General features: G+C 54.3%; 24 protein-coding genes. 20 read left to right on the forward strand and 4 right to left on the reverse strand.

Annotated elements, in window-relative coordinates; genetic code table 11:
* The first annotated feature begins 6 nt into the window (after positions 1-6).
* A complete protein-coding gene (locus KI367_RS06700; protein WP_212948526.1) occupies positions 7-663 on the forward strand; it encodes a 3D domain-containing protein in 657 nt (218 codons plus the stop codon).
* An 86-nt stretch (positions 664-749) separates the two neighbouring features.
* On the opposite strand, the gene KI367_RS06705 is transcribed toward KI367_RS06700, so the two are convergent.
* Entirely contained in the window at positions 750-1,571 is an 822-nt protein-coding gene (locus KI367_RS06705; RefSeq protein ID WP_212948528.1) for a polysaccharide deacetylase family protein, read from the reverse strand.
* Positions 1,572-1,788: 217 nt separating this feature from the next.
* Between KI367_RS06705 and KI367_RS06710 the strand changes: the two genes are divergently transcribed.
* The 8 genes from KI367_RS06710 to KI367_RS06745 all read left to right on the forward strand — a co-directional run bounded on the left by KI367_RS06710 (position 1,789) and on the right by KI367_RS06745 (position 7,913).
* On the forward strand, positions 1,789-2,811 hold the full coding sequence (locus KI367_RS06710; protein WP_212948529.1) for an NADH:flavin oxidoreductase/NADH oxidase: 1,023 nt from the start codon (positions 1,789-1,791) through the stop codon (positions 2,809-2,811).
* Between the two features lie 104 nt (positions 2,812-2,915).
* Positions 2,916-3,584 carry a PspA/IM30 family protein gene (locus KI367_RS06715; protein WP_036711989.1) on the forward strand — a complete coding sequence of 223 codons (669 nt, stop codon included), beginning with the start codon at positions 2,916-2,918 and terminating at the stop codon, positions 3,582-3,584.
* A 121-nt stretch (positions 3,585-3,705) separates the two neighbouring features.
* Positions 3,706-4,110 (forward strand): DUF350 domain-containing protein, encoded by a 405-nt coding sequence (locus tag KI367_RS06720; RefSeq protein WP_036711990.1) that lies wholly within the window; start codon positions 3,706-3,708, stop codon positions 4,108-4,110.
* Between the two features lie 50 nt (positions 4,111-4,160).
* Positions 4,161-4,667: a DUF4178 domain-containing protein gene (locus tag KI367_RS06725; RefSeq protein WP_036711992.1), complete on the forward strand. Its 507-nt coding sequence runs from the start codon at positions 4,161-4,163 to the stop codon at positions 4,665-4,667.
* A 10-nt stretch (positions 4,668-4,677) separates the two neighbouring features.
* Entirely contained in the window at positions 4,678-5,442 is a 765-nt protein-coding gene (locus tag KI367_RS06730) for a DUF4247 domain-containing protein (RefSeq protein ID WP_212948531.1), read from the forward strand.
* Between the two features lie 100 nt (positions 5,443-5,542).
* Positions 5,543-6,820 carry a molybdopterin molybdotransferase MoeA gene (locus KI367_RS06735; protein WP_212948533.1) on the forward strand — a complete coding sequence of 426 codons (1,278 nt, stop codon included), beginning with the start codon at positions 5,543-5,545 and terminating at the stop codon, positions 6,818-6,820.
* Positions 6,817-7,344, forward strand: a complete 528-nt coding sequence (mobB, locus tag KI367_RS06740) for a molybdopterin-guanine dinucleotide biosynthesis protein B (protein ID WP_036711997.1) — start codon at positions 6,817-6,819, stop codon at positions 7,342-7,344. The genes KI367_RS06735 and mobB overlap by 4 nt, the downstream gene beginning before the upstream one ends.
* Before the next feature lie 119 nt (positions 7,345-7,463).
* Positions 7,464-7,913, forward strand: coding sequence for a DUF5946 family protein (locus KI367_RS06745; protein ID WP_036711999.1), 450 nt, complete (start codon positions 7,464-7,466; stop codon positions 7,911-7,913).
* 112 nt (positions 7,914-8,025) lie between these two features.
* On the opposite strand, the gene xerS is transcribed toward KI367_RS06745, so the two are convergent.
* The gene (xerS, locus tag KI367_RS06750) at positions 8,026-9,108 is read right to left on the reverse strand and encodes a tyrosine recombinase XerS (RefSeq protein WP_036712001.1); all 1,083 of its coding nucleotides are present in this window, start codon (positions 9,106-9,108) and stop codon (positions 8,026-8,028) included.
* A 238-nt stretch (positions 9,109-9,346) separates the two neighbouring features.
* Between xerS and KI367_RS06755 the strand changes: the two genes are divergently transcribed.
* The 5 genes from KI367_RS06755 (at position 9,347) to KI367_RS06775 (ending at position 13,985) form a co-directional block, all read left to right on the forward strand.
* Positions 9,347-9,796, forward strand: a complete 450-nt coding sequence (locus KI367_RS06755) for a GNAT family N-acetyltransferase (RefSeq protein ID WP_246536730.1) — start codon at positions 9,347-9,349, stop codon at positions 9,794-9,796.
* 32 nt (positions 9,797-9,828) lie between these two features.
* Positions 9,829-10,602: an SDR family NAD(P)-dependent oxidoreductase gene (locus KI367_RS06760; protein WP_212948535.1), complete on the forward strand. Its 774-nt coding sequence runs from the start codon at positions 9,829-9,831 to the stop codon at positions 10,600-10,602.
* Between the two features lie 90 nt (positions 10,603-10,692).
* Positions 10,693-11,583: an aldo/keto reductase gene (locus tag KI367_RS06765; protein WP_212948536.1), complete on the forward strand. Its 891-nt coding sequence runs from the start codon at positions 10,693-10,695 to the stop codon at positions 11,581-11,583.
* Between the two features lie 160 nt (positions 11,584-11,743).
* Entirely contained in the window at positions 11,744-13,348 is a 1,605-nt protein-coding gene (locus KI367_RS06770) for an amidohydrolase (RefSeq protein ID WP_212948538.1), read from the forward strand.
* A gap of 286 nt (positions 13,349-13,634) precedes the next feature.
* Complete coding sequence (locus KI367_RS06775) at positions 13,635-13,985, forward strand: hypothetical protein (protein ID WP_212948540.1); 351 nt, start codon at positions 13,635-13,637, stop codon at positions 13,983-13,985.
* Between the two features lie 57 nt (positions 13,986-14,042).
* Here the strand turns inward: KI367_RS06775 and KI367_RS06780 are convergent, their stop codons facing one another.
* Entirely contained in the window at positions 14,043-18,860 is a 4,818-nt protein-coding gene (locus KI367_RS06780) for a S8 family serine peptidase (RefSeq protein WP_212948542.1), read from the reverse strand.
* Positions 18,861-19,355: 495 nt separating this feature from the next.
* On the opposite strand from KI367_RS06780, the gene KI367_RS06785 reads away from it, so the two are divergent.
* The 3 genes from KI367_RS06785 (at position 19,356) to KI367_RS06795 (ending at position 22,544) form a co-directional block, all read left to right on the forward strand.
* Positions 19,356-20,717, forward strand: a complete 1,362-nt coding sequence (locus KI367_RS06785; RefSeq protein ID WP_373316212.1) for an ABC transporter substrate-binding protein — start codon at positions 19,356-19,358, stop codon at positions 20,715-20,717.
* A 90-nt stretch (positions 20,718-20,807) separates the two neighbouring features.
* A complete protein-coding gene (locus KI367_RS06790; protein ID WP_212948546.1) occupies positions 20,808-21,698 on the forward strand; it encodes a carbohydrate ABC transporter permease in 891 nt (296 codons plus the stop codon).
* 12 nt (positions 21,699-21,710) lie between these two features.
* Positions 21,711-22,544: a carbohydrate ABC transporter permease gene (locus KI367_RS06795; protein WP_212948548.1), complete on the forward strand. Its 834-nt coding sequence runs from the start codon at positions 21,711-21,713 to the stop codon at positions 22,542-22,544.
* 109 nt (positions 22,545-22,653) lie between these two features.
* On the opposite strand, the gene KI367_RS06800 is transcribed toward KI367_RS06795, so the two are convergent.
* Positions 22,654-23,196 carry a DUF1697 domain-containing protein gene (locus tag KI367_RS06800; protein ID WP_036714930.1) on the reverse strand — a complete coding sequence of 181 codons (543 nt, stop codon included), beginning with the start codon at positions 23,194-23,196 and terminating at the stop codon, positions 22,654-22,656.
* A gap of 304 nt (positions 23,197-23,500) precedes the next feature.
* Between KI367_RS06800 and KI367_RS06805 the strand changes: the two genes are divergently transcribed.
* From KI367_RS06805 to KI367_RS06815, 3 genes are all read left to right on the forward strand, one after another.
* Positions 23,501-24,301 carry an alpha/beta fold hydrolase gene (locus KI367_RS06805; protein ID WP_212948550.1) on the forward strand — a complete coding sequence of 267 codons (801 nt, stop codon included), beginning with the start codon at positions 23,501-23,503 and terminating at the stop codon, positions 24,299-24,301.
* Positions 24,302-24,602: 301 nt separating this feature from the next.
* Positions 24,603-25,235 carry a streptogramin A O-acetyltransferase Vat(I) gene (vat(I), locus tag KI367_RS06810; RefSeq protein WP_212948552.1) on the forward strand — a complete coding sequence of 211 codons (633 nt, stop codon included), beginning with the start codon at positions 24,603-24,605 and terminating at the stop codon, positions 25,233-25,235.
* A 24-nt stretch (positions 25,236-25,259) separates the two neighbouring features.
* Positions 25,260-26,150, forward strand: coding sequence for a Vgb family protein (locus tag KI367_RS06815; RefSeq protein WP_212948553.1), 891 nt, complete (start codon positions 25,260-25,262; stop codon positions 26,148-26,150).
* Positions 26,151-26,188: the final 38 nt, after the last annotated feature.

The raw sequence follows: 26,188 nt of genomic DNA on the forward strand, positions 1-26,188 counted from the left end.
GGAACTATGAAAAAGAGATTTATGAAAATGAAGATTTTTGCAGCGGCGCTTGGCATCGCCTTGGCGGTACAGGCCGTGCCGGTCCATGCGGATTCCGTCCATGTAGCCAAGGAAGGCGACACTTACTATACGCTATCGAAACAATACGGCGTGAACCTGAACCAATTGATGAACGCAAATCCGAACATACCGGCAACCAACATTTACGCCGGATTGAAGCTGAACATACCTACCGGCGAAACGATGAAAGCCTATGCCGATCCTGCGCCGGTGGCGATTACCGCATCGCTTAACGTCGATTCCGGCGAAAAAGTCGTCGAAGCTTGGGGCAAAACCTTCGCTTACAACAAAACGCTGAAAGTGAAAGCGACGGCATATTCCTCGGCCGCCAGCGAAAACGGCAAATGGGGAGCCGTCGACTATTTCGGGAACCCCTTGGAGCTCGGCACGATCGCGGTCGACCCGTCCGTCATTCCGCTCGGCACGAAAGTGCTCGTAACGGGGCACAGCTTCCCGGGCCTTCCGAAAAAAGCTTTCGTGGCCACGGCCAGCGATACCGGCAGCGCGATCAAAGGCAACCGCATCGACATTTTCGTGCCGGGAAGCCCTCAGTCGGTCAGCAACTTCGGTTTCCAGGACGTCGAACTGTATTTCATTAAATAAGATGGCATCCCGTCATCTGCCTATATACCGGAACGCCAAAACAGCCTCTGCGATAAATTCGCGGAGGCTGTTTTGCGTTTGAAGCGTCATTTGTCTTTCTGGATTTTCAGCAGCTTAGGCACGGTCACGAACGTGTATCCCTTTTGCTTCAGCTCGCGAATGACTTCCGGCAAGGCTTCGATCGTGCCGGTCAAATCGGAAGTGCTTCCGCCTCCGGCATGCTGCAGAATGATGGAGCCTTGCCCGGCGGCGGTCATGATGTTTTTTTTGACGGTGTTTTTGCCGATGCCTTTCCAATCCAGCGAATCCACGTTCCAGTTCACGATTTTGTATCCTTCCCGCTTGGCCCAGCGCAGCTGGTTTTCGGTAATGTCCCCGTAAGGCGGCCGGATGAGCTTCGGCTTGTAGCCGGTCATGCCGTACAAAATGTTTTCCGTTCGGATGATTTGGTCCATGTATTCGGACATGGTCAACTTGTGGAACTGGGGATGGTTATAGGAATGATTTCCGATGACATGTCCCTCCCGGACGATGCGGGCGACAAGGTCGGGGTGTTTTTTGGCCCGGCTGCCGACGACAAAAAACGTCGCTTTCACTTTGTTTTCGGACAAGATGCGAAGCACCTGCGGCGTAAACCGGGGATCCGGGACGTCGTCGAACGTGAGGGCGATTTGCTTGACGCGGGGGCCGTGGATTTTGAACGTATCCGGATATTTTTTGATCAGCTGACCCAAGGTCAGCGTCTGGTTCTCCTGTCCTTTTTCCGCCCGGCTGGTTGCGCCGGTTTCCTTGGCGGGATGGGAGGGAGAGGGTTCTGTCAGCTTTGCCGCTTGAAGGCCGGGGTCTGGGCAAAGGAGGCTGATCAGAAGCAGCCCCAAACAGGCTTTGCCGAGATAGGCGTTTCTCATAACGGTCATCGGCTCCTTTCGGCGGTGTGCTCATAAATGAAACGGTCTCTACTGTTATGTCCCGAATTGGAAGGAATTATGATGGATGGGCCAAATCCATGCCGCATATTGCCAACATTCCGGGCCGAAGGTGTATAATAATGTGTGCAAACTTGTCCTGTTGAGCAAGATATAGGCATAACCACAAGACTAAAGCTCGCTGAAAGGAGACTTAAGCATGGCGGATTTATTTACACCTTATGTATTAAAGGGATTGTCATTAAAAAATCGGATCGTGATGCCTCCGATGTGCCAATATTCGGTACAGGCTGAAGATGGCGTTCCTAACAACTGGCATTTTGTGCATTATGTTTCCAGGGCGGTCGGCGGAACAGGACTGATCATCGTCGAGATGACGGCAGTGCATCCGGATGGGCGCATCACGAACCGGGATACGGGAATTTGGAGCGACGAGCAGATCCCCGCATACCGTAAAATCGTAAACGAAGTACATACGTACGGCACGCGGATCGGCATTCAGCTGGGGCACGCCGGACGAAAAGCCGAAGACGCAAGCCCGCCGGTAGCGCCTTCCGCGATCCGTTTTGACGAGAAATACCGCACCCCGCGGGCGCTGACCACCGAAGAAGTGAAGGAACTTGTGCAGGCTTATAAGGAAGCTGCGAGAAGGGCCGTGGAAGCGGGCTTCGACACGGTTGAAATCCACGGCGCGCACGGGTATCTGATCCATCAATTCCATTCGCCGCTGACGAACCGGCGCGATGATGCCTACGGGCAGGATTTGCCCCTTTTTGGCGAAGAGGTCGTCAAAGCCGTCAAGGAGGCGGTGCCCGAAGAGATGCCCGTCATTATGCGCGTTTCTGCGCAGGAGTACGTCGACGGGGGATACGGCATAGAATACATTGCCGAAGTATGCCGCCGTTACCGGGATGCGGGAGTGGATATTTTTCACGTGTCGTCTGGTGGGGAAGGTCCGGTCGGTTCCAACGGAGGACCGAAATCCGGTCCCGGTTACCAAGTGAATCTGGCCGAACAGCTGAAGGAAAAGCTGAACGTACCGGTCATTGCCGTCGGACGGCTTGAAGGTTTCGAGGATGCCCAGAACGTGGTGCTGAACGGGCAGGCGGATTTGGTCGCGGTCGGCCGCGGCATGCTGAAGGACCCTTATTGGGCGTTGCATGCTTCGCAGGCGCTGGAGGGCAGCGCCAAAATTCCGAAACAGTACCTTCGCGGTTTCTGAGAAGCGAAAAAATTTTTTTCGATTTTTGAAACGACTTCGGTTTTGCGCCGTAAAAGAATATCATAAAGAACAAACTTAAACCCTTTTTAGGAGGAAACGACACGATGGCAATTTTTAAAAGATTACGCGACCTGACGATGTCCAACATTAACGCTATTATCGATAAAGCGGAAGATCCGGTGAAAATGACCGACCAATACATCCGCGATATGACGGAAGATCTTGAGGATGCGGAGAAAGCGGTAGCCGCGCAAATCGCGATCGAGAAAAAATTCAAGCAGCTCTACGAAGAACAACAAGCGCTCGTCGAAAAGCGCACCCAGCAAGCCCATACGGCCGCACAAGCTCAAAACGTGGAACTGGCGCGCCGCGCCCTGGAAGAAAAGAAAGCCGCGGAACAAAAAATGGCGGAATACAAAGCAAGCTACGACCAAAACAAAGCCGCTGCCGACAACCTTCGAAACAAGCTGGACGAAATGCGCAAGCAGCTGACCGAAATGAAAAACAAGCGCGAGACGCTGGTAGCCCGTTATAACGCAGCGAAAGCGCAAACCGAAATCAACAAAGCAATGCAGGGCTTCAGCACGGACAGCGCTACAAGCGGCATGAAGCGCATGGAAGAAAAAATGCTGCAAATGGAGGCGCAAGCCGAAGCAAGCAACGAAATGTCCTCCAAAGGCAAATCCCTTGACGACGAGTTCGAACAGCTCGGCAAAGACAAAGCCGTGGAAGACGAGCTTGCCGCTCTGATGAAACAATACGAAAACAAGTAATACCGTCCGAAATTGAAGCGTAAGTTTGTAAAAGCAGCGAAGGGGATTGTGCACCATCCATGTCCCCCTTCGCTGCTCTGTTGTAACAACGAAAAAAGCTGACCTGTGGAGGCACGTGTCAATGGATTTTAACACGATTATGGCGATCCTCGTTTGGACAGGATCCGGAGCCCTGCTCCTGTTTATTCTTATGTTTGTGGACTCGCTGTTCACGAGATACAAGGACTTTGAGGAAGTCAAGGCGGGCAACATGGCGGTGACGACAAGACTTGTGCTGAAGCTGCTTGCGCAAGGTTACATTTTGTCCGCATCCATTAGCACATCCAACAATTTGCTGGATGCCATCATGGTTTCCATCATTTCGTTCCTGATCTTGCTTGTATTGGAGGCCGTCGTCCGGGTGCTTCTCCGGGTATGGGCCAAACTGGAGCTGGACGTCGGCACGCAGCAGGGAAAGATCGGTTACGGCTTGTTTGCGGGCTCGCTCCACCTGGTAGGGGCGTTAATTATTACCGCCTGCCTATAATTTAGAGTTTCGTCGCAGACTAAGTATGGAACGTAAGGAGTTATCACATTATGAGCGTATTTAAACGTATCGGCAACCTGTTTGCCAAACCCGAGCCGCCGAAAGCGGAAAAAAGCATGCTATCCCTGATGCCGGGGGATATTTGCGAAGTGTCCCTGGTGACGTACGAAGTGACGGGAAGGGTCCATAACCGCGGACGCAACGCCGTTGTCCTTACGCTTCAGGACGGCAACACCATCATGTATTTGCACATCGAAGAGCGCGAAACGCTGCAATATGCGCTGTACAGTCCGCTCGACGGACGCCTCGACAATCCGAGCGAGGTTCCGACCGAGCTGGAATTGGACGACAAGATTTTTTATCTGGAAGAAGAATACGAAGGCCATGTCATGATCAACGGCAAAACGCCGTTTACCCAAAGCGGCGCGCAGCACGTCTGGCAGTACCAATCGGACGATTACCGGCTGGTGCGGATCGAATGGCAAAACGGGCGTTTCATGCTTTACGAAGGAGAGAAAGTGCTGCCGGGAGACGTAAGGGTCATCCGGGCCAATTAGGAGTGATCGTATGAAAGGACGACACGGGCGGTCGCTGCTCAGCTTGAAAATCCTGCTTGTCATCAGCCTTGTCATGTCGCTTTTGACCGGGTGCGGAATCGGCGCTCCGAACGTGAAGGAAACGTATCCTTTGGAATCGGTGAACCGAAGCGGCAATGCGACCTCGTACGTATACCGCGCAGCGGATAAAACCGTCCCGGAAGTGGCAAAGGAACTATCGGACGAGAAAACGCCGGACCAAATGTCCAAAGAGGACGCCGAGCATATGTTTCTCGTTTACGGCCATGATTATTATCATCTGCAAAAGGATCCCAAAAAGGAAACCGATACGCTGATCGAAGTGGATTCCCAGGAATACGTCCAGAAAAACTACGATTCGAGCTTCCTGCAGGGCTATCTGACGGCAGCGCTCATCGGGCATCTATTCGATTCGTTCGGCGGGGGCGGCGGATACCGGGGGTATTCCAGCCGCGACATTTACCAGCCGAAACAAGGGACGTACCACGCCCCGACTTCCAGCGACAAAAAGGTAGCGCCTCCGCTGACGGTGGAGAAAAAGGGTTCGATCTTCCGCCGGGGTTCGAGCGGAGGGGATTCGAGCGTCGGCTCAGGGGGCAGCATCTTTGACCGCAAACCGGATTCGACCACCCCATCGAGGGGGAAAATATCCCGCGGAAGCGGGTCGGGCGGCTTGTTTGATTCACCGAAAAAGTCGTACACCAAGCCTAAAACGAGGGTCGGTTCGGGAAAAATAACGCGAAGGTCGCGGAGATGACGGGAAAAGCAACGCACGAAGCATGGATTCGTGCGTTTTTTTGTGTCATGATAGAGGCATGAGTGTATTGGGTGAACGAGAAGAGGAAGGTGTTTACGACATGAACATGCAAACGAAAGACGATCGCGATAAATTCCACCGCAAACCGCTGCAAGTCAAAGCCGCCCAGCAGTTGCTCGCGGCGTACGGGAAACCCGGTCCCATCGAAACGGTTCCTTTGGAAGAAAGCGATGGCCGGTATTTGGCGGAGGAAATCCGGGCCCCGCATCCGTTTCCGCGTTTCCGCCGTTCCGGCATGGACGGGTACGCCGTCCGATCGGAGGATACGGCAAGCGCCGGCTCGGATCGAATGGTCTGGCTGGACGTCATCGACGAGATCCCTTGCGGCTCCGTCTCCGGGAAAACGATCACGCCAGGCACCGCCGCCCGCATCATGACGGGAGCCCAGGTGCCGGAAGGCGCGGATGCGGTGGTGATGCTGGAAATGACCGAGCTTCGCGAACATGGGGGACGGATGCAAATGGGACTCAAGCGAAGCATCGAACCCGGGAAAAACGTGACGCCGATCGGCTTTGAAGTGCAGGAAGGGGAGATCCTGCTCCGTCCCGGACGCCGGATCCGGGCCGGCGAAATTTCGGTGCTCGCTTCGTTTGGCGTTCATCGGGTGCCCGTCTATCGGAAACCGCGCATCGCCATTTTTTCGACCGGCTCCGAACTCTTAACCGTGGACGAGCCGCTCCAGCCGGGAAAAATCCGCAACAGCAATACGTATATGTTGGCCTCCCAGGTGCGCGAGGCCGGCGGCGAGCCGTTTATATTGGAAGCCGTCATGGACGAGCTCCCGCTTGCCAAAGCCAAGGTGGAAAAGGCGCTGCAGGAATATGACGCGGTCGTGACGAGCGGCGGCGTGTCCGTCGGCGACTACGATATCATGGGCGACTTCGTGCGGAGCGGCAGCGTGGACATGCTGTATAACAAAATCGCGATGCGTCCCGGAAGCGTCACGACGGCTGCGGTGAAAAACGGAAAGCTTTTGTTTGCCCTATCCGGCAATCCCGGGGCGTGTTTCGTCGGGTTCGAGCTGTTTGTGCGGCCATTCATCCAGCAGGCGCTGGGAAGCGAGCAGCCTTATCTTACGGAATGGACGGCGGTGCTGGACCGCGACTATACGAAAGTGAACGCTTTTACGCGTTACGTCCGGGGCAGCGTTGAAGCCAGGGACGGCGTGTTGTACGCCATACCGGCAGCGGTCGACGAATCGAGCGTCATGGTGACGATCAAGGACAGCGATTGCCTTATCGTCGTTCCGCCGGCCAAAGAGGCGACGCCCGCCGGCTCGAAAGTGAACATATTGATGCTGAAAGGAAACAGGCTGTGAAAAAACCGTTTGTGTGCCAAATCGTCGGCTACAAAAACAGCGGCAAAACGACGCTCGTCTGCGCGCTGGTCGAAAGGCTGAAGGCGGAGGGCCGCCGCGTGGCGGTCATCAAACATGACGCCCATGATTTCGAAATGGACCATCCGGGCACCGATTCCTACCGCCACCGGGCCGCCGGGGCAGCGGCGATCGCGCTCGTGTCCCCGCGGAAAACGGCGGTCATCCGCGAAGAAGAAACGTCTTTGGAGAAGCTCATCGAAGATTTTGGCGGCTATGAGGTCATTCTGGTGGAAGGCTTCAAGAAGGAGCGTTATCCCAAGCTTGTCATGGTAAGAAGAGCCGAAGATGCGGAGCTGATTTGGGAGTTGGAAAACGTAGCGGGCGTCGTCAGTTGGCTGCCGGAGGCGCAGGTATTCTCGGCCGGGGAACCTCGCGAACATCTTGTGCGGTTCGGCAAAGACGATCATCGTCGAATCACGGACTGGATGCTTCGGCAGATCGCAAATTCAGCGCCATCTCCATAAACTTTTTGTTAGTCGGCTTGTTTTGATCAGCCTCCGTTCGTCGCTTGCCTCTTGACCCTCACGCAACGTTATAGAGTAAGCTTATAATAGAGCGATTTTTTGTAGAGGAGGGTCGGCAGATGGTCGATATCGATACGGTCATGGAAAACGGCAAGTGCATGGAATGCGGGGCGGCGGAAACCGACGGACTTTCCTGCTTTGAGATGTTTCATTATCCGCTTGCTTGGGAACATCGTGATCCCGAGATGTATGCCTTGCATTTTTGGCTTGTTTCATGTTATATGATCCAGCATCCCTCTAACTATACCGAGGAAGGGTACAAGCTTCTGGCAGAGCTGTTCACGGATGCATACGATCATCGCTGGAGCACGGAGCGTATTCTCGAGAAAAACAGGGAACTGGTTTCAAAGGCAGGCAAAATAACGAATCCCCTGCCTAGCCGGCAAAGAAAGCGTACCTCCAGGTCATGGTCCATGACGATCGAGGATCTTTATCGCGGCGGAGAAGAAAATGCAATCCGAGGCATCCTAAAATGGAGGGACGCGGTAAGAAAGGATATCCAAAACTAGATATAGAGGCCGCGGCACATCGATTTGCGAGAGGTGTTTAGCCTTGCGAAAAAAAGGGAAAACCTTATTCTCAGGTCTTCCCTTTTTTTGCTGCTGGAGAAGCGATTACGGATCAAGCATCCACGCGCCGTTCAATGGCTTCGGACATCGTTTTGTCGGTCAGATGGGCATATACTTCGGTCGTTTCGGTCGAAGCGTGCCCGAGCTGTTCCTTCGTTTTGTAAATGTCGTTTTGCAAGTAATAGTCCGTGGCAAAAGAATGGCGGAGCTTATGGACCGTTAAATAAGGTTTGCCGAACCGTTTGGCGTATTTGATGATCATTGCCTGGATCGCCCGTTTCGTCATGCGTCTGCCTTCGTTTTGGCCGTTGGCGAGAGCGAGGAACAGCGCTTTTTCTTTTTTGGGCGCCTTATAGCGGGTTTGCCGCAGATTCAGGTAGGCCATCAAATCGTCTTTGGCTTGCTCCCGGAAATAAACCGGGGTTTTGAAGGTTTCGTCGTTGTTGCCCTTGCGGTAAACGTACAGCATTTTGTTGTTCAAATCGATATCGTCCACGTTCAAGTTCACGACCTCGGACACCCGCAGGCCGGAATTCAAAATAAGGCTCGTAATGCTGGCATCCCGTTCTTTGTTCAGCTCATGGGCATACAGCGCCTGTTTATTGTTTTCGACGTCCTTGGCATAGCCTTCGAGAATGTAGCCGATAAACTCGAGCAGCTCGTCTTCTTCGAGAATTTTGCCTTTCAGCTTGGCGGCGGTATCTTTCGGTTTGTGGATCCGTTTGATTTCGATTTTTGCCATGATGTTTCGTTTCAGCAAGGGATAAAACTCCTCGTCCTCCGCAATTTGGCTTAAATAATGAAACAACGATCGGAGGGAGGAAAGCTTCCGGGACACGGTAATGCGGGAATTGGCCCCTTCCCGTTTGGTCGCGAGAAAAATCCGGTAGCTGGTGACGTTCTCCATCCGGAGCACTTCCAGCTCCTGCAGCGTGACGTCTTTGTTGTCCGATGCGCTCGAAAGCCCTTCGGAACGCAACCAGCCAAAAAACGTTTCATAGTCCCTCACATATTCGAGAAGCGTGGAGGGGGACAGATCCGGCAGCTTGTAGTCGATAAACTGCTGGACAAACCACGGCATGCCCAGTACTTTTTCGTCAAGCTTGATCCGGTCGATTTCTTTTTGTACGTTCATGCGGGCATCACCTCGAGTCTAGTTGGTCTTCACAAGATTATTTTACCATAGGATCCGTTCGGGCGGCTCGCAAGGCGCTTGAAAGATCGGCCAAAATGGTTCACCTTGCTCCGCGGCGGCCAAAGTTATATATTGGATATGATACGATCTACATACCTGCATGATAAAAAGAGGTGAATTCGTGGATTTCAGATTGGATCTCGTGCCCGCGCGGCGAAAACAGGTCATTGCCGGCCTGATGCAGCTGTATTTATATGATTTCACCCTATATACGAATTTGGAAGTGAACCAGGACGGCGTGTTTCCCGGTTATCCGGGCCTGGACGACTATTGGAGAAGGGGGACGGGGAAATATCCTTTTCTGATGACGCATGGGGGACATCCCGCCGGCTTTGCGCTCGTGGACCGTTTAACGGAACCGGAGGAAGGCGACTATTACATGACCGAATTTTTCGTTATGCAAAAATACCGCCGCTGCGGATTGGGAAGCTGGGCTGCATGCGAGCTCTTCGACCGCTTCCAGGGACGGTGGAAAGTGACCCAGGTGAAAAAAAACCTGCCCGCCCAGGCATTTTGGCGGAAAGTGATCGGCGGATATACGGGTCAGCAATTCGAGGAGAAAATCCATCCGTCGAGCGGGAACGTCAGCCAATATTTTACGTCGCACAAAGTTCATGCCATAAATTAAAACAGGACAGGATGGAGAGGAGCGTTTACAGCATGTATTTGCCATCGTTTAAGCTTGAAGGAAAAACGGCGCTCGTGACGGGCGCGGGACGCGGCATCGGCAGGGCGCTTGCCGTCGGGCTGGCGGAATCGGGATGCGACGTCGCTTTGGTGTCGCGGACGGCAGCCGATTTGGAGGAAACGGCGGAACTCATCCGCAAACATACGAATGCCAAGCCTTATGTCATTCCTGCGGACGTTACGGTGCGGGAAGAAATCGAGGGCGCTTTTGACAAGCTGATCGCCGAAGCCGGACGACTCGATATTTTGGTGAACAATGCGGGAATGAACATCCGCACGCCGGCGCTGGAAGTGACGGACGACGAATGGGAGACGATCATGCAGACGAATCTGAAGTCCGCGTTTATCGCGTCGCAGACGGCGGGACGTTACATGAAAGACCACGGCGGCGGCAAAATCATCAACATTTCGTCCGTCGGGGGCCATACGGCGCTTCGCACCGGCGTGGTATACGGCTCAACCAAAGCGGCGCTGATCCATATGACGAAAATTTTGGCGCTGGAATGGGGAAAGTACGGGATTTTGGTCAATGCCGTCGGCCCATGGTATTTCCGGACGCCGCTGACCGAAAAGCTTTTAAGCGACGAACAATATGTGAAGGACATTCTGGACCGCACGCCGCTCAATCGGGTGGGGCAGTTGGAGGAGGTCGTCGGACCCGTCGTGTTCCTGGCTTCGGACGCGGCCAACTACATGACCGGGCAAACCCTCCTTGTCGATGGAGGCATGAGCATTTACGGTTTTTAACGAATGGATGCTGCAGGATTGATCAGCAAGACGCTCTCGCCGGAAGGATACCTGGTTCACATCACGTATGATGAATAAGGAGGCTGGAAGATGGAAAAGCGTATTTTTGGCAAAACGGGGATGGAAGTCAGCATTCTTGGCTTCGGCGGCTCGGAAATCGGGTCCGAAACCGACTTGGCCAAGGTCGAAAAGCTGCTGAACGAAGCGCTGGACGCCGGACTGAACGTCATTGATACGGCGGAATGCAACGGCGACAGCGAGGAACTGATCGGCAAGGCGTTATCCCGCCGCAGGGACGATTATTATTTGTTCACGAAATGCGGCCATTCGGTCGGTTTCGAAGACGAGGACTGGAACCCCGCGATGCTGGAAAAAAGCATTGACCGCAGCCTGAAGCGACTCCGCACGGATTACGTGGACGTCATCCACCTGCACAGCTGCTCGGAAAAAATACTGCGCCAAGGCGCGGTGATCGAGGTGCTGCAAAAGGCGAAGCAGCAGGGGAAAACGCGGTTTATCGGCTACAGCGGCGACCGGACCGATGCCCGTTACGCGGTGCAAACCGGCTTGTTCGACAGCTTGATGATATCGCTCAACATTGCCGACCAGGAAGCGATCGATTTGGTGCTGCCGGAGGCCGAGGAAAGGCAAATGGGCGTGGTCGCGAAAAGGCCCGTGGCCAATGTCGCCTGGACTTACGAGACGTTGTCCGAAAAAGCATATCCTTACGTCTACTGGCAACGGCTGAAAGAGCTCGGATATGACTTCCTGGCGGATCATGACCGGGCCGTCGCAACGGCGCTTCGTTTCGCTTTGACCGTATCCGGCGTGCATACGGCGGTGGTCGGCACGCAAAAGCCGGGAAGATGGGCGGAAAACGCCGAGCTGCTGCGCACGAGCACGTTGTCCGGCCCGGAATACGAACACATACGTGCCCGCTGGAAGAAGGTCGCCGGAGAAGATTGGGTGGGTAAAACCTGATCGGCCGGCGGGCTGACGAAGGCGAAAAAAGCGGCCCTTGCAGGCCGCTTTTTTGTTTGTAGGCGGGGCATACGGACACGGGGTCCGGTCCTTTAATTAATATTTCAACATATGAAAAATTCACAATAATAAAAAGAGATCAGAGCAAAGGAGGAATACGATGGGGACGTTGTGGAAGGGCGGCACCATCTACACGATGTTGCGTGATTCCCATACGGTGGAAGCGGTCTACACCGAAGGCGGAGCGATCCGGGATGCCGGGCGGTTGGACGAGCTGGAAAGAACATATCGCGGAAAGATCAATGAGGTTCGGGATTTGGGAGGCGCGGCGATGTTCCCGGGATTCGTGGACAGCCATATGCATTTGATCGGTCACGGCGAGACCTTCCTTAAACTCCAGCTGGGAGGCTGCCGCAGCCGAGACGAAGTGCTCGAAGCCGTTAAGAAACAGGCGTCGGTGCTCCCGAAAGGGATGTGGATCCTGGGCGAAGGCTGGAACGAAAACGAATGGGATGACCCCGGAAAGCCGGAGAGGGGACTTTTGGACGACGCGGCTCCCGAGCATCCCGTGCTGCTGCGCAGGGTGTGCAGGCATATGATGGCCGCCAATACGGCGGCTTTGCAGGCGGCGGGCATCGACGATGACCTGCCGGATCCGGCAGGAGGCGTGCTGGAAAGGGATGCGCACGGACGGCTGAACGGTATTTTGAAGGAGTCTGCCCAGGATCTTGTCCTCCGTGCCGTGCCGGGCCCGACGGACGAATATTTGGAAGCGGCGCTTGCGGCAGCCATCGAAGATTGCTGGGCCAAGGGGCTGACGGGCGGCCATACGGAGGATTTAAGTTATTATGGCAGCTGCAGCCGGACCATGCGCGCATTCGACAGGGTGATTCATGGGCGGCAAAAGCATTTCAGGGCCCACCTGCTCGTTCATCATTTGGCATTGGACGAATGGCTCGCCGCGGGAAGGGGGGAGCAGATCCGGTCGCCGCTGCTCGAGTTCGGGGCCATGAAGCTGTTTGCCGACGGGGCTTTGGGCGGCAGAACCGCGCTGCTCAGCCGGCCGTATGCGGATGACCCGTCGACTTCGGGCGTCGCCGTTCATGCGGAGCCTGAGCTGGATCGCTTGGTCATGAAAGCAAGAGCTCACGGCATGGCGGTTGCCGCGCATGCGATCGGGGATGGGGCGGCGGAATTGGTGCTCGCGCATTTGGAGAAGCACCCTTGCCCGGACGGGAAAAGGGATCGCCTGATTCACGGCCAAATATTGCGCCCCGGGTTGGTGGCGCGGATGAAACGGCTGCCGGTCATCACGGACATTCAGCCGAGTTTTGTCGCGTCCGACTTTCCCTGGGTCATGGAACGGATCGGCGATCCCGGGGAGAGGCTGGTGTATGCCTGGCGGACGCTGCTGGAGCAGGGCATCCCATGTGCCGGAGGTTCCGACGCGCCCATCGAAAAGGTGTCTCCGCTCGAAGGCATCCATGCGGCCGTCACCCGCACCAAACCGTTTCAGGATACCGTTTATGGCGAAAAGGAGCGGTTAAACATGTACGAGGCGATTGCGTTGTATACGAGTGAGAGCGCGTATGCCGGCGGCCATGAATCGGACCGGGGGATGATCGAAAAAGGATATGCGGCGGATTTCACGATTTTGCGCCGCGATCCGTTTCATGAAGATCCGGATGTGCTGCTGCAGGATATCGTGCAAATGACGGTAGTAAACGGAAACGTCGTGTACGAGGGCCGAGGCGGGTCGGAATAAACGAAACGTCCGAATCTCGTCCGGATCGATTTAGCTTGTGGCAACAACCGTTAGCCATATATGGTAAAATATCATCATATGAAATATTCACAATAGAAAAACATCGTATCTGCCCATACCTTGACCATTCGATGACACCCTGCTTTTCATAGTCTCTATCTACAGCCCAAAGGTCTAAAAAGGAGGGCAGATCTACCGCAAGATTTAATAGGCGAGCCGCGCCAGGCGTCCTAATCCGTGCCTTTTGCTGCATACACATGTAGTAGAAGGGGAGAGTGATCAGGACATGGAAAAGATCGTCAAAAGGTATTTTCAGCTGAAACAGCAGCAAAAAGAAACCGAGCAGGAGCTTAAAGAGCTTCGCGATGAGATCATCGGCTATTGCAGGGAACAAGGGACGGCGGACTTCATCTCCGGGCCTTACCGGGTCAAACTGGTCTCGCAAACGCGCAAGGAATACGACGACGAGAAATTGTTCGAAGCGCTTCCGGATCTGGAAGTGTGGAAGCTGCTTTCCAAATCCGATCCCGGCAAAATCGCTGGACTGGTCAAGCTGGGGGTCGTCAAAGAAGAAGCGCTCCAGGGCACGTACGAATGCAAAGAGATCACGTTGCTGCAGGTGGATCGGGTAAAATGAAAAAACGGCGGGCGTTGCAGAGAATCCTCTCCGCTGCCTGCCGTTTTTAGCGTGGTTTTATTTGGATTGCAGCTCTTGAAGAATGCGGTACAAGATGATGCCGGCTTCAGCCCGGGTCAATTTGCCTTTCGGATTGAAGGTTCCGTTCGGATTGCCTTTCAAATACCCTTTTTCGACGGCATAGGAAACGGCTCCTTTGGCGGAATCCCGGATATCGTCCCCATCCTTGAAGGCAAGATCAGAGCCTCCCCCGGTCGAACCGGCGCCTAATGCTTGAGCAAGCAATGTGGCGAGCTCTTCGCGGCTTAACGGATGGCTGGAACCCGTCTCGGCCGCGCGATCGCTCCATGTTTTGCCTGTGCCAAGAAGCCGGTCAAGCAGGGACAGGAATTCCGCTTGCGTCACGGGGTCATTCGGTTTATACGTATCCGTTGCGTCCTTGCCGTTCGCCAGGTAATGGGAAGCGATCACTTCGATTTCGTTTTTGGCCCAATGATGGACGATGTCGTTAAAGGTTTTGAGGGCTTCGACCGCGCTGAACGCGCCAAGTTTGGATGTTTGGAACGTGACAAATCCGGTTTGGTTATTGCCCGAAGCGGCATAGGTCCATACGCCGTCCTTGTTTTTCGCGAAGATGCCGACTTTGCCGCGGTTTTTCACCTTCCCGGCATCGAGCGCCAGCGTGATGGACACCGGGGAAGCCAGCGCCGTCGCCGGGTCGTTGATCGTCAGGGCGCCGGAAACGAAACCTGCGCTGCCGCCGGCCGGGGCTTGAATCGTTCCTGCAGCGGTACCGCTAAAGCTGAACGAGACGGCAAGCCCGTCTTTCGTCACGAAGCTTTTGAGGGTGCCGGCCGGAACGTGGATCTCAAAACCTTTGCCTTTGATGATGAGTGGCTTGCCCGATTTCAGCAGCTGCTCCGTTAGCGTACTGCCGATCTTAAGGTTGAACGGATGATAAGAATCGAACGACGCGTCGCTAAGGTCCACCGTCGCGTTTTTGCTGTCCGATTTGTTGAGCTGTCCTGTCAGATATGAGGCATCGACGTTCAGTTCGGCCGTTTTTTGCTCGCCGGTACCTTTTTCAGTCAACACGCCGGCTGCCAGCTTCGTGCCGGATGGCGCGCTTGGCGTTGGTGATGCCGCTCCTCCGCCGGACCATGCACCGCCTCCGTTCCCGCTGCCTGGATTCGGATCGGGATCCGGGCTGCCTGGATTCGGGTTAGGTTTTGAGCAAGGCATTCGGTTCGGCACCGGTTTTTCGGATGTTTCCACGGATGAAGCCGATTGGAATTTCTCTCTCGTGACCTGCAAGGAGCCGGATGTTTGGTTGTCCATGGAAGGTTCAGCGGACGGGTTGCCGCCCGGCTGTTCCGATCCCTTGTCAGGTTCGGTCACCGGATTGTTTTGGTCAGGACTCTGAGAATCATCCGCAACGTTCCGGTCGGTTACTTTAACTTGGATCCCGGTTAACGCCGATGCAGCAATTTCTTTCTGTTCGGCGCTCCACAATTTTACATTGCTGAGATCCAGCGAGAACATTCCAGGTTCGGATGGCGTAAACGTGAAATGGGCCAACGTGCCGGTTTTCGCCGGTTGGTCCAGCTCGAAGCCGAAAGTCACGGTTTTTTTGCCGTCAGGATGGCTGGCTGCGGCGACGTTTTGCTGCGATTCGACTTGAATGTCTTTGGCGCCCGGCGTCACTTGATTCAGTTTCAGTTTAGCATCGTACGTGACGTCGACGGTCATGCGTTGAACGTCTTCGGCACCATCGAAATGAACGTTAACGTCAAAAGGTTCGTTCGTATACACGCTTTCTTGGACCGTAGCGAGTCCAACGGCCGTACTGCCGTCTTGTAATGCGTACTCATAGGTTTTGGCCGGCACGGCCGAACCGTTTCCGGCATCGTCGTAGACGAAGAGCTGGATTTTGTTCGGTCCCTGCGTTAACGGGAACTTGACGGTAAAGTTGTCGTCAGCATCGATCGTGCCCGCAAATTCCTGGTTGTTGGCCGTATCCACGACCGCTTTCACATGGACGTATTCTTGGGCGGTACCGAGATATTGCAGCAACAAGTCGTCTTCAATGCTGCCTTGCAATATGCCTTCATTTGGTTTCTCGGCATTTACCGTCACTTTCTCGGGAAGCACGGCTGTAGGCGCCGTATTGTCCAAAAGGAATGCCTTGAGCGAGTCCTCCAACAGAATCGGTTCCTCTTCGCCCGCTTTGATGACGACCGGAACCAAGGCATAAACCCCGTCGGGGTTAGCGTCCTTGTTCAACTTCGTCTCTTTTCCGTCCAAACCGATGATCGTCCCATCCCAATCAAACGAATAGTAGAACGGATCGAGTTTATTTGGGAAATCCTCACTGTAAATTAGGCCAAGGAGCGATAAGTTATCGTCGTTCGCGGTTGCGCCAAATACGTAGAAGCCGTAATCCTCGACCTTCTCATTCAACGAGTAATACACCGTAGCCATTCCATTGCCGCCTTCGGCCGTAGAGAGATAAATCGGATCCACTTCTACGGACGTCATGGCCGGCTGTTCGAAGGTTTCGCCGACGTATACGCTGAAAGGCACATGGAGCTGATGTCCGGTTTTCATCTGCGTGAACTGGATATGACCTTGATAGATGCCTTCCGGCGTTCCTTCCGGAATGGTTAGCGTAACCGGCAGGTCATATGAAGACTCGTTGGCCTTCAGATGGATATCGCACAGCTCGGGGATCAGCTGCAGGCCGCTGTTGCTCGCCCAATCGACGTATACGGCATAATGCTGGTTGCTGCCTGCGATATTATCGATGCTTAGCTTCCGTGTCACCGTCGATCCAGCCTTTAGCAGGCCGAAGGAGAGGCTGCCGGAATAGGAAGTGTGGTGCGTTTCGTCCTGAAGCGGAACCGGCAACGGCTCTTCGACTTTGACGATCGCTTGGGCATCGGCGGTATTTTTCAAATCGACGCGGCCGGCGCCTTGTTCGTTTACGCCGTAGGTGTTGCCCTGACGGTCTTTCATCAGCACCGCGTTGTTCGTCAACCACGCTTTGATTTGATCCGGCTTCAAGCCGAGGCCGTCTTTGCGGCTTTTCTCAAGCAAGAGCGCAGCGGAACCGGCTACGTGAGGCGTTGCCATACTGGTTCCCTGCAATTCCTCATACGCATTTGCATAGTCTCCGTCAAACGCCGGAATGGAAGATTTGATGCCGACGCCCGGGGCGGTGATATCCGGTTTGATGCCGTAATGCGGCAGGGAAGGGCCTCTTGAGCTTAAGTCGGCGAGCAAATCCTGCTCCTTCTTGTAATTGAAGGCAACTTGATTATCTCCCTTTTCGACGGCCGCTTTCAGCTTCAGTCCGCTGTCCTGGGAAATGGTGTAGGTTGGCACGGATTGTTTGGCGCCTTCGATCGTGGCGTTGATTTCCCCGGCCGTATTGTTATAAATGATGAGTGCTTTTGCGCCGTTTTTGGCGGCGTTTTCGGATTTTTCCGCAAACGAGATTTCGCCTCGGGAGACGAGAACCGTTTTTCCGGCGACATTCACATTTTTGTAATCATCCGCTTTGCCGAGTCCCGCGTTTACCAGCTCCAGCTTTTCATCCGTATTGTCCAGTTTGGCCGAACCGGCCGCCAGTTGGGCGAAGACCGTGCCTAAGCTGTCCGATATGAAAATAGGCGTGTTGAGCGGCGGCGTCGAAGCGCCGACCGAAATCGCCAGCTGGGCGGAAGCCGGGCTGCCTACGGTTTCGGCTTCGGGACCGTCGTTGCCGTTGGCCACGACGACGGTGACGCCGGCTAATGCGGCATTATCCACGGCGATTGAATCCGGCGTATACGGATTGTTCTGGGAGGATCCCAGCGACAGGTTGATGACGTCCACGCCGTCGCTGACCGCTTTTTCGATCCCCGCGATGACGTTTTCCGTGCTGCCCGAGCCGTAAGGGCCGAGAACGCGATAGGCGTACAGGTCGGAAGCTGGAGCTACCCCGCGGACCCAACCGCTGCCCGTATCGGGATGTTCCGGGTTTCCGCGGCCGGCAATGGTGCCGGATACGTGCGTACCGTGGGAGGTATCGTAAGGTTTGCCGTTTTTAACCGGTTTGCTGGGATCCGGCAGCGTCTCCATCGGATCGGCATCGTTGTCCACAAAATCGTATCCGCCTTTGTAGGCATCCTTCAAGCTGGGATGGTTGTAATCGATGCCCGTATCGATAACGGCTACTTTAATCCCCTTGCCGTCATATCCTGACTCCCACATTTCGTTTGCGCCGATGAGCGGCGCGCTTTCGTCCATGTAAGGAGTCATTTCCGGCTTCTCTTCGATCGGGAGCGCATGGACTTCCTCGTTCGGGAACACCGCCTTGACTCCGGGCAGCGTCAACAGCTGGTCGACCTGATTGGCCGGCAGGGTGACGGCGTAACCGTTGAATACTTTCGAATATTCCTTGGTGAATTGGGCGGAAGTTTTGGCAAGCGCCGCGGATTTGAACTTCAGGTGCTCCTGGTTCAGTTGTGCCTGATAGCTGTCGATCGAGGAGCGTGCATGGGTCGACGGTTTGACTTCGTATACTTTCAGCGGATCGTTCTGCAGCTGAACGATGACCGAAATGGGATCGCTGCTGTCCGATTCCTCCACCAAATTAACAGGCTGCTTCGATGCAGAAAATGCACGAAGATCCGGCGCTTTCTGCTTTAACAAGTCCTTTGCCGATTGCCCTTGCTTCAGCAGGGAGTCGAGACTGATTCGGGTTTGTTCCGGAAGCTTTAACCGATCCGGCGATGCGAAGACCGCGCTGGGCGAGGTGATTCCTACCGCAAGCACGGTGCTCAGCGCAAGCATGGAATAGCTGCGAACTTTAGACGGCTTTTTTCTGCTCAATTCATATCCTCCTTAGAATCGATAATGAAATGCTGCGAATGCGGCCCTCCTTTGCTCCTTGCGATAATTGAACACTAGTAAAATACATTTACATTTTACAATTTTTACATTTCTCTGGTATGAGACCGAAGAGGGACAGCCTTTTGAATCAGGCATGGCGAACGCCGTCGTTTTCAAGGTGTCGAAATCGGTTGCCTAACTTCATCTGCGGGGATGAAAGCTCCGAATCGTCCGTTGTTTCGTTTTTTCATCTTTACTTGTCGCTCGGGATAGGTTTTAGGACATGGGGGAGGGCGAAAACGATCCTGCAAAAATCGGCCGGATTCTCCAGAGATCGTTTCTCTGAACTTTTGCGGCCTGCCTGAATATTTGCGGACAAAGCGCAATAAAGATGAATTACGGAATCGCTTTCAAAGCGAACGAAGGAGGGATATGAAGATGCTCGCAAAAAGAAAATGGGCGCTGATGTCGTCGGCCTTGCTGCTTGCGGTGACGATGGGCTGCTCAAACTCGGGTTCAAGCTCGGCCCCTCAAGCACAAGGGAATGATCCCGCGCCATCCCAGGGCGGCGGGGATAAAGCTGCGACCGAAAAGAAAACGATTACGATCACTTACCGCGACGACGGCACCGGGGAAAAAGGAACGTTATACAAATGGATCAAAGAGGTGTCCGCGTCCTATCCGAATAAAAACGTCGAAATCAAGCCGACGCCGATTCAGGCTTCGGAAGGGGATTACTTTGCCAAAATCGCGCTGGCGCTCAAATCGAAAGACACCGCGCCGGACATCGTGACCGAAGATACGTTCATGCTGAATTCGGATGCCAGCGCCGGCTTCCTGGAACCGCTGGACGACAGGCTGAAAGGTTGGGAGGATTGGAGCAACGGCTCGTTCATCGAAGCCATGAAAAAAGGCGTGACCGCCAGCGACGGCAAAGTATACGGCGTGCCGTACAATACGGACTCGAGGGGGCTTTGGTACAACAAAGAGATTTTCAAGAAGGCAGGCCTTCCCGAAGACTGGAAGCCGAAATCGTGGGATGAGGTGCTCGCCGCGGCCAGAACGATCAAGGAAAAAGCAGGCAGCGACGTCGTTCCGATCTGGATGAACCTTGGCAAGGCAACGGGGGAAGCCACCTCGATGCAGACCTACGAAATGCTGCTGTACGGAACGGGCGAACGCCTCTACGATGACGCCAGCAAAAAATGGATCGTCAAAAGCCAAGGCATCAACGATGCGCTTGCTTTTATCGAGACGATCGCGAAGGAAAAGCTGGGCCCGCCGCTCTCCAAAGTGTTGAACGGGCAGGCCGGCAATACGGCCACGCGCGAATATCTCCCCAAAGGAAAGCTGGCGATTTCGCTCGACGGTTCCTGGATTACGGGCAATTACCTGGAAGGCGGGGCTTCCCCGTGGCCCGAGTATAAAGACGTGCTCGGTTTTGCCCCGATGCCGACCAGCAAAGGCCAGGCGCCGGGAACGATCACGCTGGCGGGCGGCTGGGCGCTCTCCATTCCGAGCAACGCGAAGAACAAAGACGAGGCGTGGGATTTTATCAAATTCGCTTTGAATAAGGAAAACACGCAAAAGCTTGTCATGTCGTCCGGCAACATCACGGTGCGCGCCGATGTCGCCAAAGATCCGGAGTACACCCAAATGCCGTTTAACGAAATCGCGACCGAATATTTGAAAAACGCCGAATTCCGGCCGGCCCAGGACAAATATCCCGAAGTGTCGACGCAAATCCAAACGATGGTCGAATCGGTCGCCACGGGCACATCCGCGGCCGATGCCGCCAACAAGTACGCGCAGGACGTCACCCGCATCGTCGGGCAGGAGCATGCAATAGAAAAATAACCGGCACCGCATGCCTGCGCTGAACCGTCATCCGGTGCGAAGCGCGGGCATGCGGTGTTCGCATTCATGCGAGAAAGGAGAGGCTTCAACATGGGAGGGATTTCGGCATCATCCCCGCAGCTTCAACGAAGAAATTGGACTTGGCTCTATTTCCTGCTGCCGTCCATCGTCATCATGCTGCTTTTTTTTATCTATCCGATCCTGCTGACGTTTTTTTATTCCTTTACGAATTTGGCATTGACCGGTGAAGCGGCCAAAGAGCTGAAATTTGTCGGCTTGGACAATTATACCCGGATGTTTCAAGACCCGACGGTCCGGATCAGCATATGGAACACGCTTGTCTTTTTGATCGGATCGGCCGTGATCGGCCAGCAGGTGCTCGGTTTTCTGATCGCCCTGCTAATGAAGCATAAAAACAAGACGTTCCGGCGCGTCATCGGCACCGTCGTATTGGCCGGATGGGTCACGCCCGAGATCGTGTGCGCCTTATGCTTGTACAGCTTTTTTGGGGACGAAGGCACGCTGAACGCGATCATTTCGTTTTTTGGCATCTCTCCGGTCACCTGGCTGTTTACCGTTCCGATGCTGACCGTCATCCTTGCGAACATATGGCACGGTACCGCTTTTTCCATGCTCGTTTTTCAGGCGGCGCTGGATGACGTGCCAAGCGAAATCGAAGAGGCCGCCGTCGTGGACGGCGCGTCCAAGCTGCAAATCTTGCTGCGCATCACCATCCCTTACATCCGGGAAACGATCACGACCAACGCGATGCTCGTCACGCTGCAAACGCTGGGCGTGTTCGGTCTCATCTATGCCATGACGGGCGGCGGTCCGGGCACCAAAACGACGACGCTCCCGATTTTTATGTACAACCAGGCTTTCGTGAACTACCAGCTCGGTTACGGCACGGCCATTTCGCTTCTTCTGCTGCTGCTCGGCATCGTGCTCAGCTTGTTTTATATCCGTTCGTTCAAAAAGTAAAGGAGATTTCGTATGAACGCCAAACAGCGCAAACTTATCTATCGAATCCTTCCTTATGTCGTCTTGTCGCTCATCGGGATTTGTTTTCTGCTGCCGCTATTGTGGGTGCTCGTGGCTTCCGTCGATCCGAATGCGATGCAATCGCTCAAAATGCCCAAGCAGGTAACCCCGGGGAACTACGTGGATGTGCTGACGAGCCGCGAAAACCAGCGGGCGTTTGCCATCGGCCTGTTGATGTCGCTCGGGCAAGCAGTGATCGTCGTTCTTCTGGCGCTGCTGGCGGCCTATCCGTTATCCCGCTATCAGTTGAAGTTCAAAAAACCGTTCATGCTGACCATTCTGTTTATGACCTCGCTGCCGATCACCGCGGTGATGGTCCCCGTGTATCAGTTGTTTTTGACTTTAAAGCTGTACGACAACGTCGTCGGCGTCGTGCTTTTTTACGTTGCTTCGTCCATGCCTTACGGCATTTGGATGATCAAAAACTTTATGGACTCCGTTCCCGAAGATTTGGAGGAGGCGGCATGGGTGGACGGCGCTTCGGTGTTTACGGGCATCCGGAAAATCGTGGCGCCCCTGATGGTGCCGGGGATTTGCACGGTGGCGATTTTTACGTTCTCCGGCAGCTGGGGCAACTTTTTTGTCCCTTACATTTTGCTGCAAAGCCCGGAAAATTTCCCTGCTTCCTTGAAGTTATACCAGTTTTTCGGCCAATACGGGATGGTGGACTACGGCAGGCTGGCGGCATTTTCGGTGCTTTACGCGATTCCGTCCATCGTGCTGTACATTCTTTCGCAGCGGTTTATGTCCAAAGGATTCAGCATGCAGGGGGGAACGAAGGGATAGGGAGTTTTCGTTTCAACGGTGTGGCTGACGGGGTAGCCCTGCAGGAAAAACCTAAAAAAAGCGAAGGAACGCCAGGCGATCCGCCCGTTGAATTCCTTCGCTTTTTTTATCACGGCTGCAGCTCTTGAACCATGCTCTCCAGCTTTCGTATCGTCTTCCAATTCCTCACCGTGCCGGGGGTGCCCAACTTGCCCAAACTGTCCGCCAGCTTGGATTCGTTGAATTTGTTGCGGACGAACATGTAGAGTTCGGTGCCGATGATCGTATATTCGTCGATGCCGCGATCCACCGCCGCCAGCTTTTCCATGCCTTCAGCCGAGGGAAGGCCTGAAAGCATCGATACATGGAGCGTTTCTCCTTCCTGCAGCGAGGCGTCGTCATAAGGACAATTTTTTATCATCGCTTCAAACTCTTCCTTGCTGCGGATGATCACTTGAACGTTAAGGCCGAACGCGGCGTTGATTTCCCTTTCGATCAGCTCCCGCAAAGACGTTCCGTCCAGACCGGAGGCCAACACGACGTTTCCGCTTTGGATATAAGTCCGTACCTGCCGGCAGCCCGCTTTTTCGAGAACCTCCCGAAGCTCGGCCATCTTGATTTTGTTATGTCCGCCGACGTTGATGCCCCGGAGCAAAACGACATAAATGGTCATATTGGGCAATTCATCTCCCGTCAAAAATAGGTTTATGAAATGGTTTGAATGGTACAATCTGTATGTATGGATTTTACAGAATCTTTATTAACGTTGCAATAAAAATAGCTTTGGCGGAGATCCCGTCCATGGCATCGCTGCCCCGGAGAAGGAATGTCGGTGGAAATCATGAAGACAATTAAAATATACCTTTACAGGAATATTCCTTTTGTGGCATACTTGTGTTATAGGAGCTAAAGAAACCGGCATCCAAAACTCCAACGAATGGCGCCAGCAGCTCCAATACATGCTGAGGAGAGATATGATGAATAAGGTCATTTCAAAAGACGGTACGGAAATCGCATTCGAGCAATCGGGAAGAGGGGACGCGGTGATTATCGTCCCAGGTGCGCTGGGGACGCGTTCACACCCGCAATGGATTCAGCTGGCAGGACTGCTGTCTGAACATTTTACCGTGATAAACTACGATCGGAGGGGGCGCGGAGATAGCGGGGATACGCTTCCTTATACGGTGCAGCGGGAAATCGAAGATATCGAGGCGTTGATTGATTCAGCAGGCGGGTCCGCATACGTTTACGGAATTTCTTCGGGAGCGATCCTGGCGTTGGAGGCAGCCGACCGCCTTGCGGGCAAAGTGCGGAAACTGGCTTTGTATGAGCCTCCGCTTATTTTGGATGACAGCCGTCCACCGCTGCCGGAAGATTATGTCGAGCAAATCCAGGCTGCCATCGACGCGGGGAACCGGGGAAAAGCCGTTGAGGTATTTATGACGCAAGCGCTGCTCATTCCCGAAGAATACCTGGCTCCGATGAAAGCAGACCCGATGTGGCAGGAGATGGAGGAAACGGCGCATACATTGGCCTATGACGGCATGATCTCCCGGGAAGTCATGGCGGGCAAACCTTTGCCGGCCGGTAAATGGTCTTCCATAACCGCTGCCACGCTGGCGATCCATGGCGACCAAAGCGAACCGATGTTTCGCGATGCGGCACAAGCTGTTGCGGATCGCGTCAAACATGCCGAATATATGGCTTTGACAGGTCAAGGACACGATGTATCCCCTGATGCGATTGCCCCCGTGTTGGCGGATTTTTTCAAAGCGTAGTTGATTGCTTTTCAAGCGTGTGATATGGTTAATCCAACCAGTATTGAAAGGGTGAACTCAAGGCCAATGATCTACTAATCCTATTCCAGCGAAAAATCGAGATCGACGATCATTTTTCCGGATAGGATTAGTGCGGGCTTTTATAGATATGGACGTGCAGCGAGACGTTCCCTTCGAGGGAGCGAACCGCGGCTTGCGTCTGCCTGCCCCTGTCCGGATGTCCGGAACAGGGGCTTTTTTTATGATTGGTTGTCCCTGGGTCGGGCGGTTTTAATCTATTACGACGGAGGATGATAGTTCAATGACAGGACCGAACCCCAGCGAAAAATACCCGATTCCCGGATACCGCAATGTGCAGTTTATTAAAAATACGATTACGAAGCCCAACATCATCGCAGGTGATTATTCTTATTACGATTCGGCGAACGGCGAGTCCTTTGAGGACCAAGTCCTGTACCATTACGAAGTGATCGGGACCAAGCTGATCATCGGCAAGTTTTGCTCCATTGCCCCGGAAACGCGGTTTATGATGGATGGCGGCAATCACAGGATGGATGGTTCGACCTATCCGTTTAACCTCTTTGGCCACGGATGGGAGCAATACGCGCCGACGTTGGAGCAGCTGCGGATCAAAGGCGATACGATCGTCGGCAACGATGTATGGATCGGCAGGCGGGCAACGATTATGCCGGGCGTGCGGATCGGCGACGGGGCGGTCATCGGCGCGGAAGCCGTCGTCACGAACGATGTTGCGCCGTACACGATCGTAGGTGGGAATCCGGCTAAGGAAATACGGAAGCGCTTTTCGCCGGAGATCATAGAAGAGCTGCTTGACCTGAGATGGTGGGACTTGGAGATCGCCGTCATCCAAAAGTTCATGGGTGCGATCGTCAGCGGAGATATAGAGACGATGCGTACCATGAAGCAGCAATGATGAACTTTTAAGGAGGGTAAACCTATGAAAACGACTTTCGTTGAATATGCGGTTTCGAAACCCGAATCGGGCCCGTACGGCATCGCCTGCGGCAAAGACGGTGCCTTATGGTTCACGGAGCAAAAAGGAAACCGGATCGGGCGAATCACCGACGGCGGCGAGATGTCATCGTTTGAAGTCCCGACCCCGCAAGCGGGCGTGATGTCGATCATTTCGAATGTTCGGGGGGACATATGGTTCACCGAATATCATGCGAATCGCATCGGGAAATTGCAGGCGAACGGTTCCTTGAAGGAATACACGCTTCCAGGCGCCAACGCGGCGCCTTTCGGAATTGCGGAAGGACCGGACGGAGCCGTATGGTTCACGGAGATGAATGCAGGCAAAATCGGCAAAATCACTTCGTCGGGGGAGATCACGGAATACGAACTGCCCGATGCCAAAGCATATCCTTCCTTTATCACCCAAGGGCCGGACGGAGCGCTTTGGTTCTCGGAAAACCAGGGAAATAAAATCGGCAGGATCACCACGGCAGGCGAAATCACCGAATATGACATTCCGACGCCACAATCCGGACCGGTTGGAATTGCATGCGGACCCGACGGAGCGATCTGGTTCGTGGAGATTATGGGAAATAAAATCGGGAAAATGACCCCCGGCGGCGCGATCGCGGAATATGACATCCCGACGCCGAATGCGCGCCCGCACGCCATCGTGCCGGGAATCCGGGGAGATTTGTGGTTTACCGAGTGGGCGAGCAATCAAATCGGCAGGATCACGATCGATGGGAAAATCACGGAATATGCGATCCCAACCGCGAAAGCGGAACCGCATGGCATTGCGGTATCCGCCGGCGGGGACGTCTGGTTTGCTGAGGAATGCGACCGGATCGGGCGACTGATGGTTTCCGAATGATCCGGGAAATACATCGGACTTACGGCAAGGCAGCCGGG

The organism is Paenibacillus cookii (genome assembly GCF_018333375.1).
In the GTDB taxonomy this organism is placed as follows: domain Bacteria; phylum Bacillota; class Bacilli; order Paenibacillales; family Paenibacillaceae; genus Paenibacillus_AQ; species Paenibacillus_AQ cookii.

Excerpts from the sequence above, each read along its gene's own strand:
- KI367_RS06790 (WP_212948546.1), top strand. The coding sequence starts at position 20,808 with ATGGGAGGGATTTCGGCATCATCCCCGCAGCTTCAACGAAGAAATTGG.
- KI367_RS06715 (WP_036711989.1), top strand. The coding sequence starts at position 2,916 with ATGGCAATTTTTAAAAGATTACGCGACCTGACGATGTCCAACATTAAC.
- KI367_RS06795 (WP_212948548.1), top strand. The coding sequence starts at position 21,711 with ATGAACGCCAAACAGCGCAAACTTATCTATCGAATCCTTCCTTATGTC.
- KI367_RS06765 (WP_212948536.1), top strand. The coding sequence starts at position 10,693 with ATGGAAAAGCGTATTTTTGGCAAAACGGGGATGGAAGTCAGCATTCTT.
- KI367_RS06710 (WP_212948529.1), top strand. The coding sequence starts at position 1,789 with ATGGCGGATTTATTTACACCTTATGTATTAAAGGGATTGTCATTAAAA.
- xerS (WP_036712001.1), bottom strand. The coding sequence starts at position 9,108 with ATGAACGTACAAAAAGAAATCGACCGGATCAAGCTTGACGAAAAAGTA.
- KI367_RS06705 (WP_212948528.1), bottom strand. The coding sequence starts at position 1,571 with ATGAGAAACGCCTATCTCGGCAAAGCCTGTTTGGGGCTGCTTCTGATC.
- KI367_RS06775 (WP_212948540.1), top strand. The coding sequence starts at position 13,635 with ATGGAAAAGATCGTCAAAAGGTATTTTCAGCTGAAACAGCAGCAAAAA.
- KI367_RS06800 (WP_036714930.1), bottom strand. The coding sequence starts at position 23,196 with ATGACCATTTATGTCGTTTTGCTCCGGGGCATCAACGTCGGCGGACAT.
- KI367_RS06815 (WP_212948553.1), top strand. The coding sequence starts at position 25,260 with ATGAAAACGACTTTCGTTGAATATGCGGTTTCGAAACCCGAATCGGGC.
- KI367_RS06805 (WP_212948550.1), top strand. The coding sequence starts at position 23,501 with ATGAATAAGGTCATTTCAAAAGACGGTACGGAAATCGCATTCGAGCAA.
- KI367_RS06745 (WP_036711999.1), top strand. The coding sequence starts at position 7,464 with ATGGTCGATATCGATACGGTCATGGAAAACGGCAAGTGCATGGAATGC.
- KI367_RS06725 (WP_036711992.1), top strand. The coding sequence starts at position 4,161 with ATGAGCGTATTTAAACGTATCGGCAACCTGTTTGCCAAACCCGAGCCG.
- KI367_RS06770 (WP_212948538.1), top strand. The coding sequence starts at position 11,744 with ATGGGGACGTTGTGGAAGGGCGGCACCATCTACACGATGTTGCGTGAT.
- KI367_RS06730 (WP_212948531.1), top strand. The coding sequence starts at position 4,678 with ATGAAAGGACGACACGGGCGGTCGCTGCTCAGCTTGAAAATCCTGCTT.
- KI367_RS06735 (WP_212948533.1), top strand. The coding sequence starts at position 5,543 with ATGAACATGCAAACGAAAGACGATCGCGATAAATTCCACCGCAAACCG.
- KI367_RS06785 (WP_373316212.1), top strand. The coding sequence starts at position 19,356 with ATGGGCTGCTCAAACTCGGGTTCAAGCTCGGCCCCTCAAGCACAAGGG.
- KI367_RS06760 (WP_212948535.1), top strand. The coding sequence starts at position 9,829 with ATGTATTTGCCATCGTTTAAGCTTGAAGGAAAAACGGCGCTCGTGACG.
- KI367_RS06700 (WP_212948526.1), top strand. The coding sequence starts at position 7 with ATGAAAAAGAGATTTATGAAAATGAAGATTTTTGCAGCGGCGCTTGGC.
- KI367_RS06720 (WP_036711990.1), top strand. The coding sequence starts at position 3,706 with ATGGATTTTAACACGATTATGGCGATCCTCGTTTGGACAGGATCCGGA.
- KI367_RS06755 (WP_246536730.1), top strand. The coding sequence starts at position 9,347 with ATGCAGCTGTATTTATATGATTTCACCCTATATACGAATTTGGAAGTG.